11 protein-coding genes are annotated in these 14887 nt (G+C 65.1%); 2 read left to right on the top strand and 9 right to left on the bottom strand.

Annotated elements, in window-relative coordinates:
* Nucleotides 1-387 precede the first annotated feature (387 nt).
* Together G3574_RS28785 and G3574_RS06745 are read right to left on the bottom strand one after the other, a co-directional pair.
* Nucleotides 388-2127, bottom strand: a complete 1740-nt coding sequence (locus tag G3574_RS28785; RefSeq protein ID WP_163961319.1) for a methyl-accepting chemotaxis protein — start codon at nucleotides 2125-2127, stop codon at nucleotides 388-390.
* Between the two features lie 227 nt (nucleotides 2128-2354).
* Nucleotides 2355-2813: a MarR family transcriptional regulator gene (locus G3574_RS06745; RefSeq protein ID WP_163961322.1), complete on the bottom strand. Its 459-nt coding sequence runs from the start codon at nucleotides 2811-2813 to the stop codon at nucleotides 2355-2357.
* 102 nt (nucleotides 2814-2915) lie between these two features.
* Here G3574_RS06745 and G3574_RS06750 point away from each other — a divergent pair, with 102 nt between their 5' ends.
* Nucleotides 2916-4184 carry an efflux RND transporter periplasmic adaptor subunit gene (locus G3574_RS06750; RefSeq protein WP_163961324.1) on the top strand — a complete coding sequence of 423 codons (1269 nt, stop codon included), beginning with the start codon at nucleotides 2916-2918 and terminating at the stop codon, nucleotides 4182-4184.
* Nucleotides 4181-7273 carry an efflux RND transporter permease subunit gene (locus G3574_RS06755; protein WP_163961326.1) on the top strand — a complete coding sequence of 1031 codons (3093 nt, stop codon included), beginning with the start codon at nucleotides 4181-4183 and terminating at the stop codon, nucleotides 7271-7273. The genes G3574_RS06750 and G3574_RS06755 overlap by 4 nt, the downstream gene beginning before the upstream one ends.
* 572 nt (nucleotides 7274-7845) lie before the next feature.
* Here G3574_RS06755 and G3574_RS06760 read toward each other — a convergent pair.
* The 7 genes from G3574_RS06760 to G3574_RS06790 all read right to left on the bottom strand — a co-directional run bounded on the left by G3574_RS06760 (nucleotide 7846) and on the right by G3574_RS06790 (nucleotide 14829).
* A complete protein-coding gene (locus G3574_RS06760) occupies nucleotides 7846-8691 on the bottom strand; it encodes an IclR family transcriptional regulator (RefSeq protein WP_163961328.1) in 846 nt (281 codons plus the stop codon).
* Between the two features lie 37 nt (nucleotides 8692-8728).
* Nucleotides 8729-9448 carry an ABC transporter ATP-binding protein gene (locus G3574_RS06765; protein ID WP_163961330.1) on the bottom strand — a complete coding sequence of 240 codons (720 nt, stop codon included), beginning with the start codon at nucleotides 9446-9448 and terminating at the stop codon, nucleotides 8729-8731.
* Entirely contained in the window at nucleotides 9441-10163 is a 723-nt protein-coding gene (locus tag G3574_RS06770) for an ABC transporter ATP-binding protein (RefSeq protein ID WP_163961332.1), read from the bottom strand. The genes G3574_RS06765 and G3574_RS06770 overlap by 8 nt, the downstream gene beginning before the upstream one ends.
* A complete protein-coding gene (locus G3574_RS06775; protein WP_163961334.1) occupies nucleotides 10156-11112 on the bottom strand; it encodes a branched-chain amino acid ABC transporter permease in 957 nt (318 codons plus the stop codon). Before G3574_RS06775 ends, G3574_RS06770 begins: the two co-directional genes overlap by 8 nt.
* Nucleotides 11113-11128: 16 nt before the next feature.
* Nucleotides 11129-12001, bottom strand: coding sequence for a branched-chain amino acid ABC transporter permease (locus tag G3574_RS06780; RefSeq protein ID WP_163961336.1), 873 nt, complete (start codon nucleotides 11999-12001; stop codon nucleotides 11129-11131).
* Between the two features lie 99 nt (nucleotides 12002-12100).
* Nucleotides 12101-13255: an ABC transporter substrate-binding protein gene (locus G3574_RS06785; protein ID WP_163961338.1), complete on the bottom strand. Its 1155-nt coding sequence runs from the start codon at nucleotides 13253-13255 to the stop codon at nucleotides 12101-12103.
* 44 nt (nucleotides 13256-13299) lie between these two features.
* Entirely contained in the window at nucleotides 13300-14829 is a 1530-nt protein-coding gene (locus G3574_RS06790; protein ID WP_163961340.1) for a class I adenylate-forming enzyme family protein, read from the bottom strand.
* Between the last annotated feature and the right edge of the window lie 58 nt (nucleotides 14830-14887).

Below are 14887 nucleotides of genomic sequence, written 5' to 3' on the forward strand. Positions count from 1 at the left end.
CCGCGCGCGAGGCAGAGGGAGCGGCTGTCATGCGTTACCGCATGGAAGCATGGACAGAGCTCCGTCGCACACGACGTTCAGCAAACACGGATGCTCTACAAAGTACGATTCTTTGAGTTTAGTCCAAGCAAAAAGCGTGCTATTTGATGTCACTCAATACCTTAATCGGCTTTTGCTGGAGTTTCCCAAGCATGGAAAAAAGACAATGCTCATGGGCACTATAACAAGGTCGCGACGGGATAAGCAATGTGGGAAGTGGTACGCGATCGTTCCATGCGACCTGCCCGCGCGGGAAGCGGCGACGCCATGAAAACGCGGGATGGCGCAGGCGCGCCATCCCGATTCAGGGAAAGGTCAAGTACCGGTACGAAGACCGGCCGGGAAGGTTCAGAATTCCTCCCACTCGCTGCCCTGGGCCGGAGCGGCAACCCGCGCACGGGACGCCGTGCGCACGGTCATCGCGCCTCCATGCCGGCCGGCAGCCGGCGAACGCGCGACCAGAGCACCCGATGCCGCGTGACCGGCGCGCGGGGTTTGGTCCGCCGGCTCATGGCCGGTCGACGGCGGCGCGTCCAGGGTGCGGCCTTCCACCTTGAACACGGCGACGGCGCGGCCCAGCGTGCCGGCCTGGTCCTGCATGCTCTGCGCGGCCGCGGCGGCCTGTTCCACCAGCGCGGCGTTCTGCTGCGTCATGTCGTCCATGCGGGCGATGGCGCGGTTGACTTCCTCGATGCCCGCGCTCTGCTCGGCGCTGGCGGCGGTGATCTCGCCCATGATGTCGGCCACATGCTTGACCGAGGCCACGATGTCGTCCATCGTCCTGCCGGCTTCGTCGACCAGCTTGCCGCCGGCATCCACCTTCTCCACCGAGTCCGAGATCAGCGCCTTGATTTCCTTGGCCGCGCTGGCGCTGCGCTGCGCGAGGTTGCGCACCTCGGCCGCCACCACCGCGAAGCCGCGTCCCTGCTCGCCGGCGCGGGCGGCTTCCACCGCCGCATTGAGCGCGAGGATGTTGGTCTGGAAGGCGATGCCGTCGATGACGGTGATGATGTCGACGATCTTGCGCGAGCTGTCCTTGATCGCGCCCATCGTGCCCACCACTTCGCTCACCACCGCGCCGCCGCGGACCGCGACGTCCGACGCGGAGATCACGAGCGAGTTGGCTTGGCGCGCGTTCTCGGCATTCTGCTTCACGGTGTCGGTCAGCGTGCCCATGGAGGAAGCGGTGGTCTGCAGGGCATTGGCCTGCTGCTCGGTGCGGACCGAGAGGTCGGCGTTGCCGGAGGCGATCTCGCGCGAGGCGATGGTGATGGAATCGGTTCCCTGGCGCACTTCGCCGACGATCTTGAGCAGGCTGCCGTTCATGTCCTGCAGCGCGGCGAGCAATTCGCTGACTTCATCGTTGCCCGTCACTTCCACCTGCGACGTGAGTTCGCCCGCCGCCACCTTGCGCGCGACCAGCACCGCATCCTGCAGGGGATGGGTGATGCCGCGGGTCAGGACGAAGGCGAGGCCGCCGCCGAGTACGAGCGCGACTGCGCCGATGGCGAAGGAAAGCATCAGGATGCGGGCGTCGGCGCTGCGCGAGGATTCGAGCACGGACTTCTCGGCCTGCTTCTGCAGCGCGACCAGCTTGTTGATCTCGGCGAGTTCCTGCTGGTTGAGCGGGTCGATACGCGACGAGATGAGCTTCATCGCCTCTTCGCTGTTGAAGGCACCGACCAGGCGGATCGCTTCCTTGAACGGTACGTCGATGTCCTGCTCAAGCTTGGCGATCCGCTCCAGGATGCTCTTCTCCTCGCCGTCGAGGCCGAGCGCGTTCAGGCGTTCATGCGCCTGCACGGCTTGGGCGCGCAGCGACTTGACCTTGGCCTCTTCCTTCTTCATGACGTCGAGGTCGCTCTGCAGGCCGATGTTGCGCATGGCGACCGCGGTTTCCAGCAGCGCGCCCTTGATGTCTGCCGCCAGCGCGGTCTTCATGTTGCTGGTTTCCACCGCTTTCACGATGGCCTCGCGCTTCTGCCGGCTGACGAGGTTGCTGGCGGCGAGCACCACGATGAGCATGACGAGGATGAGGCCGAAGCCGACCGAGAGGCGGGTACCGATGCGAAGGCGGCGCAGGATCATGGTGCGGTTCTCCAGAGGAATGCAGGCGGTGGCGGCATGCCCGCCCTTCGCGCATCGCTGCGGAGGTCGGCAACCCGGATGGGTCCTGGCCGGCACGACTGTATTGCAATGTAGCCGCGATGAAACTGAAACAACTATTTCATTTCAGGAAGGGCGCGAAATTTTATTTGGCTTTCGCCGCGGGCTGTGCTAACCGCGACGGGGCACGGGCTCCATGCCGAGGAAGGTCAGAGCGCGTCCAGCAGGCCGTGCAGCTTCTGCAAGGCGGCGAGGCCGGCCTTCGCTTCCGCGTCGGAGAGCTGGAACAAAGTTTCGGCGCGCAGCTGCTGGATCTCGGCGTCGATCCGCTTGATGACGCCGCGCGCCTTCGCCGTCAGGCTCACCATCTTGCAGCGTCCATCCGACGCCAGCGTGTTGCGCCGCACCCAGCCGGATTCCTCGAGCTGGTTCAGCAGGCGGGTCAGCGTCGGCGCCTCGACGCCGAGCATGGCGGCAAGCTCGGTCTGGCTGAGCCCGGACGGCGCGCGCGACACGTAAAGCAAGGCCAGCCACTTCGATTGCGACAGTCCCAGCGGCCGCAGCCGCACGTCCAGTTTCGCGCGCCAGGCGCGGCTGACGTTGCCGATGGCGAGGCCGAAACGTTCCTGGACCGGCGGCATGGAGGGAGAACCGTTACGTTGTGACATATTATTGCTACGTTCCGATACGTTTGAGGGAGTCAGGGCTAACGGGCACATAGTATGCCAGTGTTAGAATGCTTGCCTCTGCTAACTAATTTTTTGGCGCTCATGAACAAGCGGCTTGCCCTCATCCTGATCGTTGTCCTGGCCGGCGGTTTGACCAGCTGGCTCGCCTTCAAGCCCGGTGCGCAGAACGCGGCCAACGCGGCGAACGCGCCCTCGGCGCAAGCGCAGGGACAAGGCCAGGCGCCGGCGTCGACCGTCAGCACCGTCGCCGCCAGGCGCATGGACATGCCGGTCCGGGTCGATGCCAACGGCTACGTCAGCTCGCTCAACAGCGTGGACGTGCGGCCGCAGGTGACCAACGTGGTGTCCAAGGTGCATGTCAAGGAAGGCCAGTTCGTGAAGGCCGGCGACGTGCTGTTCACGCTCGACGACCGCGCCGACCGCGTCAACCTGCAGAAGGCCGAGGCGCAGCTGGTGAAGGACCAGGCGACGCTGGCCGACCAGGAACGCCAGCTCGCCCGCAGCCGCGACCTGCTGGGCAAGGGGTTCATCGCCCAGGGCGCGGTCGACACGGTGCAGGCCCAGGTGGAAGCCCAGCGCGCCACCATCGCCGCCGACCGCGCGGCGGTCGAGGCGGCAAAGGTGGCCCTGAGCTACGACACCATCCGCGCCCAGTCTTCCGGCCGGCTCGGCGCCATCAGCGTCTTCCCCGGCAGCCTGGTCCAGCCTGCTGCAACCGCGCCGGCGCTGGTCACGATTTCCCAGCTCGATCCGATCGCCGTCACCTTCAGCCTGCCGGAAAGCGAGCTTTCCGGCCTGCTCGCCGCGCAGAAGGCCGGCGACATCAAGGTGGTGGCCACGCCGAAGAACGGCGAGCCGCTGCAGGGCAAGGTCGGTTTCGTGGACAACACGGTGGACGCGCAGAACGGCACCATCCGCGTCAAGGCCAACTTCCCGAACGCCGACCAGAAGCTGTGGCCGGGCCAATACGTGGCGGTCGCGCTGACGGTCCGCGAGATCAAGGACGCCATCGTGATTCCCCAGGCGGCCATCATCACCGGCATCGACAACCGCACGGTCTACACAGTCACGCCCGACAAGACCGCGCAGCCGCGCAAGATCGAACTGGTGTATTCCTTCGGCGACCAGGCCGCCGTCAAGGGCGTGCAGGCGGGCGACCTGGTCGTGGTCGACGGCAAGCAGAACCTGCGTCCCGGCGCCAAGGTGCGCGAGGCGGAGGCCGCGCCGAACCGCGGCAAGGCCGGCGGCAACGGCGGCAACGGTGGAAGCGGCGGCAAGGGCCGCGATCCCGCGAACAAGGACGCGGCCGCGCAGAACGGCAAGGCCGCCGAGCAGAAGAGCGCATCATGAATCTTTCCGAACTGTGCATCCGGCGGCCGATCCTGACGGTGCTGCTGAGCGCCTCGGTCGTCATTGCCGGCGTCCTGGCCTACCTCAAGATCCCGGTCGCCGCCCTCCCCAGCTATAACACGCCGGTCATCAACGTCAGCGCGGTGCTGCCGGGCGCCAGTCCCGACACCATGGCGTCGTCGGTGGCGCTGCCGCTGGAAAAGCAGTTTTCCACCATCGCCGGCCTGAACGTCATCAGTTCTACCAATACGCTGGGCAGTTCGTCCATCACCCTCGAATTCGATCCCTCGCGCGACATCGACGCCGCGGCGGTGGACGTGCAGGCCGCCCTGCTGCGCGCGCAGCGCTCGCTGCCGGCGGAAATGACCACCCCGCCGTCCTACCGCAAGGTGAACCCGGCGGACGCACCGGTGCTGCTGCTGGCCCTGACCTCGCCCTCGATCAACATTTCCGAACTCAATGACTATGCCGAGAACCTGATTTCGCCCAGCCTGTCGACCCTGAATGGCGTGGCGCAGGTGAACATCTACGGCCAGAAGCGCTTCGCGGTGCGGGTGCGCGCCGATCCTGCCCTGCTGGCGTCGCGCAACATGACGCTCGACGAACTGATGGCGGGCATCCGCAATGCCAACGCCAACACCCCGGTCGGCACCCTGGACGGCGCACGCCAGACGCTGACCATCCAGGCCAACGCACAACTGACGAACGCGGCCGCCTTCGCCGACCAGATCATCGCCAGCCGCAATAATGCGCCGGTACGCCTGCGCGACGTGGCATCGGTCGAAGACAGCTACGAAACCATCAAGACTTCCAGCCGCTTCAATGGCGAGCGCTCCATCGTGCTCGCCATCCAGCGCCAGCCAAATGCCAACACCGTGGCGGTGGTGGACGCGGTGAAGCAGATGATGCCGCGCTTCAAGTCGCAGCTGCCGCAATCCATCCAGGTCAGCCTGCTCAACGATCGCTCGATGTCGATCCGCGAGGCCATGCATGACGTCAACATCACGCTGGGCATCACGGTCGCGCTGGTGGTGCTCGTGATTTTCCTGTTCCTGCGCCGCCTGGTGGCCACCATCATTCCCACGCTGTCGCTGCCGGTCTCGCTGATCGGCGCGGTCGCCCTGCTCTACGGCCTGGGCTACAGCCTGGACAACATCTCCCTGCTTGGCATCACCCTCGCAGTCGGCCTCGTGGTGGACGATGCCATCGTGGTTCTCGAAAACATCGTGCGCCACGTGGAAGACGGCATTCCTCCCTTCAAGGCGGCCCTGATGGGTTCGAAGGAAATGGGCTTCACCATTATCTCGATCTCGGTATCGCTGGTGGCAGTGTTCATCCCCATCTTCTTCATGCCCGGCGTGATCGGCCTGCTTTTCCACGAATTCGCGGTGGTGGTGGCGCTGTCCATCCTGGTGTCGGCGGTAGTCTCCCTGACGCTCGTGCCGATGCTGTGCAGCCGCTACCTGAAGGCGGAGCATGGCCATGGCGGCCACGATGGCCACGATGGCAATATCGTCACCCGCGTCTTCGAACGCGGCTTCAATGCGACGCTCAACGGCTATAGCCGCACGCTCGACTGGGGCCTGCGCCATCGCCCCTTCATCCTGCTCGTGGCGCTGGCAACCTTCCTGCTGACGGCATATCTGTTCGTCACCATTCCCAAGGGCTTCTTCCCCGAGGAAGACATCGGCCAGATCCAGGTCACGACGGAAGCATCTGAAGACATTTCCTTCACCGCCCTCTCCGCCAGGCAGGCGCAGATGGCGGACATCGTTGCCGCCAATCCCAACGTGGAAAGCGTGGCCTCGGCCATCGGCGGCGGACAGAACGTGTCCAACGCCGGCCGGATGTTCGTCAACCTCAAGCCGCGCAGCCAGCGCGAACCCATGCCCAAGGTGCTGGAAGGACTGCGCCGCCAGGTGCGCGCGGTGCCCGGCATGGCCGTCTATTTCCGCCCGGTGCAGAACCTGCAGCTCGGCGGCCGCCAGAGCAAGAGTCGTTACCAGTACATCCTGCAGAGCGTGCGTGCCGAAGAACTCAACGACTGGAGCAGCCGCCTGATGGAACGCCTGCGCAGCGACACCGCCTTCCGCGACGTGACCAGCGACTCCCAGCTGAAAGGCTTGCAGGCCCAGCTGCGCATCGACCGCGACAAGGCGAACCTGCTTGGCGTGAACATGCAGGACGTGCGCAGCGCGCTGTACAGCGCCTACGGTGAACGCCAGGTCTCCACGATCTACACCAGCAGCAACAGCTACCAGGTGATCCTCGAAGCGGGCGAAGACTACAAGAAGGATGAAAGCGCGTTCGACAAGATCTACGTGCGCGGCAAGAACGGCAACCTGGTCCCGCTGACCAGTTTCTCCACGGTGGAGCGCACCGTCGGCCCGACCGCGATCAACCACCAGGGCCAGCTGCAGGCGGTCACCCTCTCCTTCAACCTGGCCCCCGACACGCCGCTCGGCGACGCCGCAAACCGGATCGAACGCTACCGCGACGAGCTGCAGATGCCGCCCAGCGTCATCGCTTCCTATGGCGGCGACGCGGCGGTGTTCAAGGAATCGCAGGGCAGCCAGACGGTGCTGCTGGTCGTGGCGCTGCTGGTGATCTACGTCCTGCTCGGCGTGCTGTACGAAAGCTTCATCCACCCGCTGACGATTCTCTCCGGCCTGCCCTCGGCCGCTGTCGGCGCGCTGCTGGCGCTCAAGCTGTTCAACCTCGACCTCACGCTCATCGCGACCATCGGCATCCTGCTGCTGATCGGCATCGTGAAGAAGAACGCGATCATGATGATCGACTTCGCGCTCGACGCGCAGCGCAACCAGGGCATGACGCCGGCGCAAGCGATCCGCGAAGCCTGCGTGCTGCGGTTCCGGCCGATCATGATGACGACCTTCGCGGCGCTGATGGGCGCGCTGCCGATCGCGCTCGGGCTTGGCGCGGGGGCGGAACTGCGTCAGCCGCTGGGCGTGGCGGTGGTGGGGGGCTTGCTGTTTTCGCAGGTGATTACGTTGTATATCACGCCGGTGATTTACTTGTATCTGGATCGGTTCAGCGGGAAGGGGCCGATTGTGGGGGAGATTGGGTGAGGATGTGCGTGCCACTCCCCGTCATTCCCGCGTGGGCGGGGATCCCATTGTTGCTTTCTCTCCGGTGAACCGGTTGCGGTCCCCACTCCGTGGGGGCTTGCCGGGGCTGGTCCCGGCGGCCCAAGTACTTTCTTTATCAGCAGATAAAGAAAGTACCCAAAGAAAGCTGCTTCAACACCCATGTGGGAGTCACTTCGAACGACCTCGTTCGATGGGTTGAGGGGATGCCGTCATCGACGGTAGTAATCACCTGAAAGGCATTCGATGACTCGACCTCCTGCCGCATCGGCATGACTCGAGTCTGTCCCGACGACGGGGAGCAGAAATCCGCTATCGTGCCAATGCCTACTGCCTTTCAAGCACCCTCCTGCTTGTCCCCTCCCCTTCAAGGGGGTGAAGCAGGGATTTCGCAAGGCACTGCCTTGCGCCTGCGTAACCGATCTGCCTTGCAAGGCAGATCGTGGACGGGCTAGGGTGGGGATGGGTTTCGGTCGCATGTAGAGAACAGTATTTATTTCGCTGGTGAGGTCAACACCGTCCTTCGCGCGCACCGAAAACCTACCCCGCCCCTCCTACAACGCCTTCAACCTCTCCACCAGCTCCAGCAACTTCGGCTTCACCTCACCCAGCAAATACTCCGGCGATAGGTTGAACGCCGGCCCGCCGCAGTTGATGCTGAGGATCGACGATCCGTTGTCCGGCTTGAACGCGACCGCGATCGCATTCACGTCCGGTTGCCAGTCGCCGAAGGAGGTGCAGCAGCCCAGCGTGTGGTATTCCTCGACCGCGCGGTTGACGCCGTCGACGATGGCCGGCCATTTCATGTCGTCGAGTTCACGCACGCGTTCGAGGATGTCGCTGCGTTCCGCCGCCGAGGTGACGGCGAGGTAGGCGCGTCCCATGGCGGTGATGGCGATCGGGATCCGGGCGCCGACGTCGAGGCGCAGGGTGAGCGCCGCCTGGCTGCGGCAGTTTTCGATGTAGATCATCGAGAGCCGGTCGCGCATGCCCAGCGACACCGAGGTGCGGGAGAAGTCTGCGAGTTCCTGCATGTAGGGCCGCGCATATTGCCGGATGTCGAGCCGCGACAACATCGCGCTGCCAAGCGCGAGGCTGGCGGTGCCGAGCCGGTACTTGCCCATGTCCTCGACGTATTGCAGGTAACCCAGCTTGGTCAGGGTGTAAGTCAGGCGCGATACCGTGGATTTCGGCAGCCTGGCCCGCTCGGACAACTCCTGGTTGCCGAGCAGCTTTTCGCCAGACCGGAAGCAGGACAGGATTTCCAGGCCGCGTGCCAGCGCGGTCACGAAATGCCGGTCTTCCTTGGCGTTGCCGCGTCCCGCCGTCCTGGCAAGCGCATCGTTCCCTTCTCCGTCGTTGTCATCCTGATCGAGTGCATCGATGTCCGTTGTGTCCATGGTCCGCCTGCGCATGAGAGTTCCCTGTATGCATGCATTATCCGACACTCTGCCCGTCAAGCGCAAAGTACAAGTCATGGAGCGCCTTCACGTCGACCTCGGACGCCGGCTTGTCGAGCACCACCTTGCCGCTGCGCATCATGTACACCCGGTCGGCGACGCTGAGCGCCATATGGGTGTTCTGTTCCACCAGCACGATGGTCACGCCTTCCCGCTTCAGGCGCGACAGGATCTGGAAGATCTCCTGCACGATCACCGGCGCGAGGCCGAGCGAGGGCTCGTCGATCAGCAGGATGCGCGGCTCTGCCATCATGCCGCGGGCCATTGCCACCATCTGCGCTTCGCCGCCCGAGAGCGAGCCGGCAAGCTGCTTGCGGCGCTCCTTGAGGCGGGGAAACATCGCATAGGCGCGCTCGAGGTTGTTCGGCATCGACGCCCGCCGGGCTTTCGGGAAGGCGCCCATGATCAGGTTTTCCTCGACGCTCATGTCGCGGAAGACCAGACGTCCCTCGGGCACCAGCACCACGCCCTTGTCGGCCATGTCCCAGGTGCGGGAGCCGGCCAGCGGCTCGCCGCGCAGGCGCAGCTCGCCCTGCGTCGCGGGAACCAGGCCCATGACGGCCTTGAGCAGGGTAGACTTGCCGGCGCCGTTCGGGCCCACGATCGTGGTCAGGGCGCCCTCTTCGGCGCGCAGGCTGACATCCCACAACACATTGATCGCGCCATAGCCGGCGCGCAGATTCTTAACCTCAAGCATGGACGGCTCCTGGCTCTCCCGTATAACTGCGGATGACTTCCGGATCGCGGAACACGGCATCCGGCGTGCCGTCGGCGATGAGACGGCCGAAGTTCAGCACCACCACCCGGTCGCAGAGGGTGGACACGGTTTCGATGTCGTGTTCGATGATCAGGATGCCGATCTTGAACGCCTTGTGCAGCTCGGCGAGCTTGGCGGTGAAGTAGCGCTTGCCGTTCGTCTCCAGGCCGGCGAGCACTTCGTCGAGCAGGAGGAGCCTGGGCTCGGTGGCCAGGGCCTTCGCGACTTCGAGGCGCTTGAGTTCCTGCAGCGCCAATCCGCTGGCGGCATCGCGCCCGGCCTGCGCGGACAGGTCCATGAAGGCGAGGATTTCATCGATGCGCCGTTGATCCACCTTGCCGTGGCCGAAGCGCTGGGCGACGACGAGGTTCTCCCGCACCGTCAGCTCATGCATGGGCTGCGGAATCTGGAAGGTGCGGCCGATGCCGACCCGTGCCCGCGTGTACAGAGGCTTGCGGCCGAGCTCGACGCCATTGAACTCGACCTTGCCGTGGGTCGGCTTGACCAGCCCGGAAATGGCATTGAAGAGCGTGGTCTTGCCGGCGCCGTTGGGGCCGACCAGGCCGACCACCTGGTCGGTGCCCATGGAGAAGCTGACATCCTTGAGGGCGGTCAGGCCGCCGAACTGGATGGTGATGCCGTCGAGCTTAAGCATGCTGGCCTCCGGTGGATGCGGCACCCGCATTGCGCTTGCGGAAAACGTCGAGCAAGCCATCCGGCGCGAACAGGATCATCGCCGCCAGCACCACGCCGAGCACGATCTGGTGGCCGGATGCGAGCATGGCCTTGAACACCAGCTGGTCGACCAGATAGATCACCACCGCCCCGATCATGGGTCCCATCACCGTGCGGTATCCGCCGAAGATGGCAGCCACGATCGGCAGCACGCTCCAGGAACCGTTGAAGGCATAGTCCGGCTCGAGGAAGTTGATGATGTGCGCATTGAAGGCGCCGATCACGCCGGTCATGAAGGCCGACAGGAACAGCATCCAGGACTTGAGCAGCACGCTGTTCACGCCTACCACGCGGGTCGCATCCTCGCTGTCGTGCATGGCCCGCAGGGCGATGCCGTAGTGGCTCTTGCGCACCCAGGCATAGGCCAGGCAGAACAGCAGCACGATGGTCAAGGCCAGGAAGTATGGCGCCAGGCCGGCGAGGCTGGCGGGCAGCACCTGCGGCAGGCCGGGGATGGAGGAAATGCCGCGCGGGCCGCCGGTGAGCGAGGCGAATTCCGTGGCGATGATGCGGAAGATGTGCGAATACGCCAGGATGGCGAGCGCGAAGTAAGGTCCGGACAGGCGCAGCGCCGGCAGCATGGCGACCGAGGCGACGGCGGCGAACGCGCCGCCGAGCGGAATCGCCAGCAGCACCGGCACCCCGGCCTTCATGGTCAGCAGCGCCGAGGCATAGCCGCCCAGGCCGAAGAATGCCGCGTGGCCGAAGCTGACCATGCCGCCCAGGTTGCCGAGCAGCGCCCAGGCAACCGCGATGCCGGCGACGATGAGCGAGGACACGGTCAGGCTGAGCACGTAGCTGTTGCCCTTCAGGTACGCGGGAACGACGATATAAACGACGGGAACCAGCACCCAGAGCAGGTGTTTCATGGGTAGCGTTTTCATTTTATCCCCTGCGCTTCTTGGCGCCGAACAAGCCGTTCGGCAGGATGAACAGGACCACGAGGAAGAGCAGCATGCCCGCCAGTTCCTGAAGCGCGGAGCTGGCCAGCGTGACGGTCATCGATTCCGTGATCCCCAGCAGCAGCGCGGCGAGCACCACGCCCGGCACCGAGCCGACGCCCGCGAGCACCGTGATGATGAAGGCCTTCACCGTCAGCGAATGGCCGAGCGGCGGCGAGATCACGCCGCTGGAAAAGATCGCCACGCCGGCGATCGTTGCCAGCACGCCGGCGACGAGGAAGGAAATCAGTTCCACGCGCGCCGGGTTGATGCCCATCAGCTTGGCCGCGTCGCGGTTGGACGACACCGCCCGCACCGCGCGACCGTACCAGCTGCGGGAAAGCCACCAGCCCAGCACGACCGCCGTCGCAAGGCTGACCGCGAAGAACAGCAGCTCGCTCATCATGCTGTAGAGATTGCCGATCTGGACCGCGTCCTGCATCGCCGCGTTGGCGGTGGAATGGATGTCGCTCTGCCAGAACAGCAGCACCGCGTTGGTCAGGATGGTGCCGAGGGCGAACGTCAGCATCAGCGAATTGAGCTCGCGGTTGCGCGTGATGCGGCTGACGAGGAAATACACGATGGCGGAGCACAGGCAGACCACGACGAGGGCCAGCGGCAGGGCGAGCATCGGATTGACCTGCATGCGGCTTTCGATGGTGTAGGCGATGTAGGCGGCCAGCAGCACCAGCTCGCCGTGGGCGAGGTTGATGATGCGCATGGTGCCGAACGCCAGGGTCAGCCCGAGCGCGATCAGCGCATAGACGCCGCCCACCAGCGTGCCGGAGTAGAGCGATTGAAGGATGAGATCTGACATGGGGTGGAGGTGATACCTGGGGATGGGGCCTGAAGGTGCCTGTCATTCCCTCGCGGGAATGACAGGCCGAATGGCAGCAGCCGAGGACGGCCTGGCTGCTTACCAGGGCAGCGCCGGGTACTTCAGCGGCGCGGTCGACTCATAGGCGGGCGAGACGATGGCGATCTTGCCGCCCTGGTGCTGGCCCATGCGGTGGCGGAAATTCGGGTTGTCGCCATTGGCGTCGAAGGTCACCTTCCCGATCAGCGTGTCGCGGTTGGTCTTGCGCAATTCCTCGGACAGGCCGCCCGGCTTCTTCAGGCTGCCGTTGTCCGCGGCGCGGCCGATCGCCTCGAACAGCAGCGTCGCCTTCACGTAGCCGAATTGCGCAAGGTAATCGACGTCCTTGTTATACATCTTGCGGTAGGTGTCGGAGAACGTCTTGCCTTCGGGCGACTTGTACTCGACGGGGAAAGGCAGCAGCGCGGTGCCGATCACGTTCTGCATGAGGTCGGGGAAATCCGACTGCATCTTGGACGTCGCCAGCGACCACACGCCGACGATGGACTTGATCTCGGGCTTGAGCACCTTGGCGGCGCGGATGATGCCGACGTAGTCGTTTTCGTAGCCGCTCATGAACAGGACGTCCGGCTTGTCCTGCAGCTTGATCTTGTTAATGATGGGCTTGAAGTCGGTGATGGCGGGATCGAAGGGATGCATGTGCACCTTCATGCCCTTGGAACCGAGGGACTTCTCCAGGGCCTTCGCCAGGTCGCTGGTCGCTTCCTTGGTGGAGAACACCATCGAGACCGACTGCGCCTTCATTTCCTGCAGCAGCTGCTGCACCGCGAGCTCGTAGCCCCGGGTATTGTTGATGCGGAAGAAGGTCTTGTAGCCGCGCTTGGTCAGTTCCTCGCTGACGCCGCCGGCGGTGATGTAGGTCAGGTTGAGGCGGTTGGCGGCGTCCGACGCCGGGCCGATGATGTTAGAGCCATAGCCGCCGATCACGGCCGTCACGCCTTCCGAGCCCAGCTTCTCGACCGCGGCCACTGCCTTGGCCGGCGCGGATTCGTCGTCGACGGTGACGATCTTGATCTTGTGCTTGCTGTTCTTGTTGAAGATCTCGGCCGCCGCCAGGATGCCTTCGTTGAAGGCATTGCCGGAACGGGCGATGCTGCCGGTCAGCGGCATGTGCGCGCCCACCTTGAATTCGTCGGCGCTGGCGGCGCCGGACACGAGGAGCGCGCAGGTCAGCGCGAGCAGTCGGAATTTCATGTCTCTTCCTTGTCTGGTTTGAATGAGCGGGTTGATGCGGAAAATTAGCCTGAAAGCGCTGCAGCGCGTTGCTGCAATTCTTTCTTCAGGACCTTGCCGGTCGCCGCGGCCGGCAGCTGGTCGAGCACGATGAGGTGCGACGGCACCTTGTAGGGAGAAAGATTGGCTCTCAGGTAGTCGCGCAGGCGCGCCAGATCGATGGCCGTTCCCGAGACCGGTTCGATGAAGGCGACCACTTCCTCGTTGCCTTCGACGGCGCGGCCGACCACCGCCGACTGGACCACGCCGGGATAGGCATTGAGCACCTGCTCGACCTCGATGGGATAGACGTTGAAGCCCGAGCGGATGATGAGTTCCTTGCTGCGGCCGACGATGAAGAACGCGCCGTCGGGATCCATGCGCGCGAGGTCGCCGGTGCGCAGCCAGCCGTCGGGTGTGATGGTGTCGGCGGTCAGTTCGGGCGCGCGGTAGTAGCCCTGCATCACGTTCGGGCCGCGCAGCCAGAGTTCGCCGGTGCCGTCCTCGCTGGTGTCGGCGCCGTGCAGTGTCACCTCGATGCCCGGGATCGGCATGCCCACCGAGCAATCGTCGCGCGGCGCATCCATGCGCGTCTGGCAGATCGAGGGCGAGGCTTCGGTCATGCCGTAGCCGTTTTGCAGGCGGATGCCGAAGGTGTTCTCGAAGGCCTGCTTCAGCGGCTGGGTCAGCGGCGCGCCGCCGGACTGGGCGACCCGCAGGCGCGGAAAGCGCAGCGGCGTGCCGCCGGTTTCGCTCCATTCGAACAGCTTGGCGTACATCGCGGGGGCTCCGTGCATGACGCTGATGCCGCGCTCCGCCAGCGCATGGGCCAGGCCCGCCGGCTGGTAGCGCGCCTCGAGGTAGACGCTCGCGCCGCCGAGCAGCGATCCGATCAGCACCGTCGACAAGCCGTAGACGTGCGAGAACGGCAGCACGCCGTACACCACGTCGTCCGGCGTGATCTGCCGCATGCGCACGCTGTTGGCGGCAACGTAAAGCAGGTTGGCATGGGAAAGCATGACCGCCTTCGGCGCGCCGGTGGTGCCCGAGGTATAGACCATGGCCGCGACCTGGCGGGCCGGATCGGCGGCGGCCGGCTCGGGAATGGCGGCGTCGTTGAGAGGTCCCAGCATCAGCTCGCCGATGCCGTCCCAGCGCACGCGCTGCGCGCCGCGCGCATTGCCGTGCGCGGCCGCGGATGGCGAACCGTCGTTGAAGTACAGCGCGCGCCGCGCGCCGGAGTGTTCGATGAAATTCAGGATCTCGCGCTCGGAGAGGCGGGCGTTGACGGTCGCCGACCAGGCGCCGGCGCGGCTCGCCGCAAGGATGCAGGCAGCCAGCGCAATGGAGTTCTCGCCCACCAGCAACACCCGGTCGCCGGGCCGCACACCGGCCTCCGCCAGGCGCCGCACGCCGGCATCGACCAAGGCGTCGAGTTCCCCGTAGGACACGATGCGCCCGCCCTCGAACAAGGCAGGAGCTTGGGCCTGAATCGTGGTCCAACGCTGGAATGCGTCATCGATGCGCTGGCAATTCTGGGGCGCGATGCTGCTCATGGAATCTCCTGTCGAGGCGGTATTGCCCGTCCTCAAGGGGACGGAAGCGAGACGGCTG

It is taken from the genome of Noviherbaspirillum galbum (genome assembly GCF_010974945.1).
In the GTDB taxonomy this organism is placed as follows: Bacteria; Pseudomonadota; Gammaproteobacteria; order Burkholderiales; family Burkholderiaceae_D; genus Noviherbaspirillum; species Noviherbaspirillum galbum.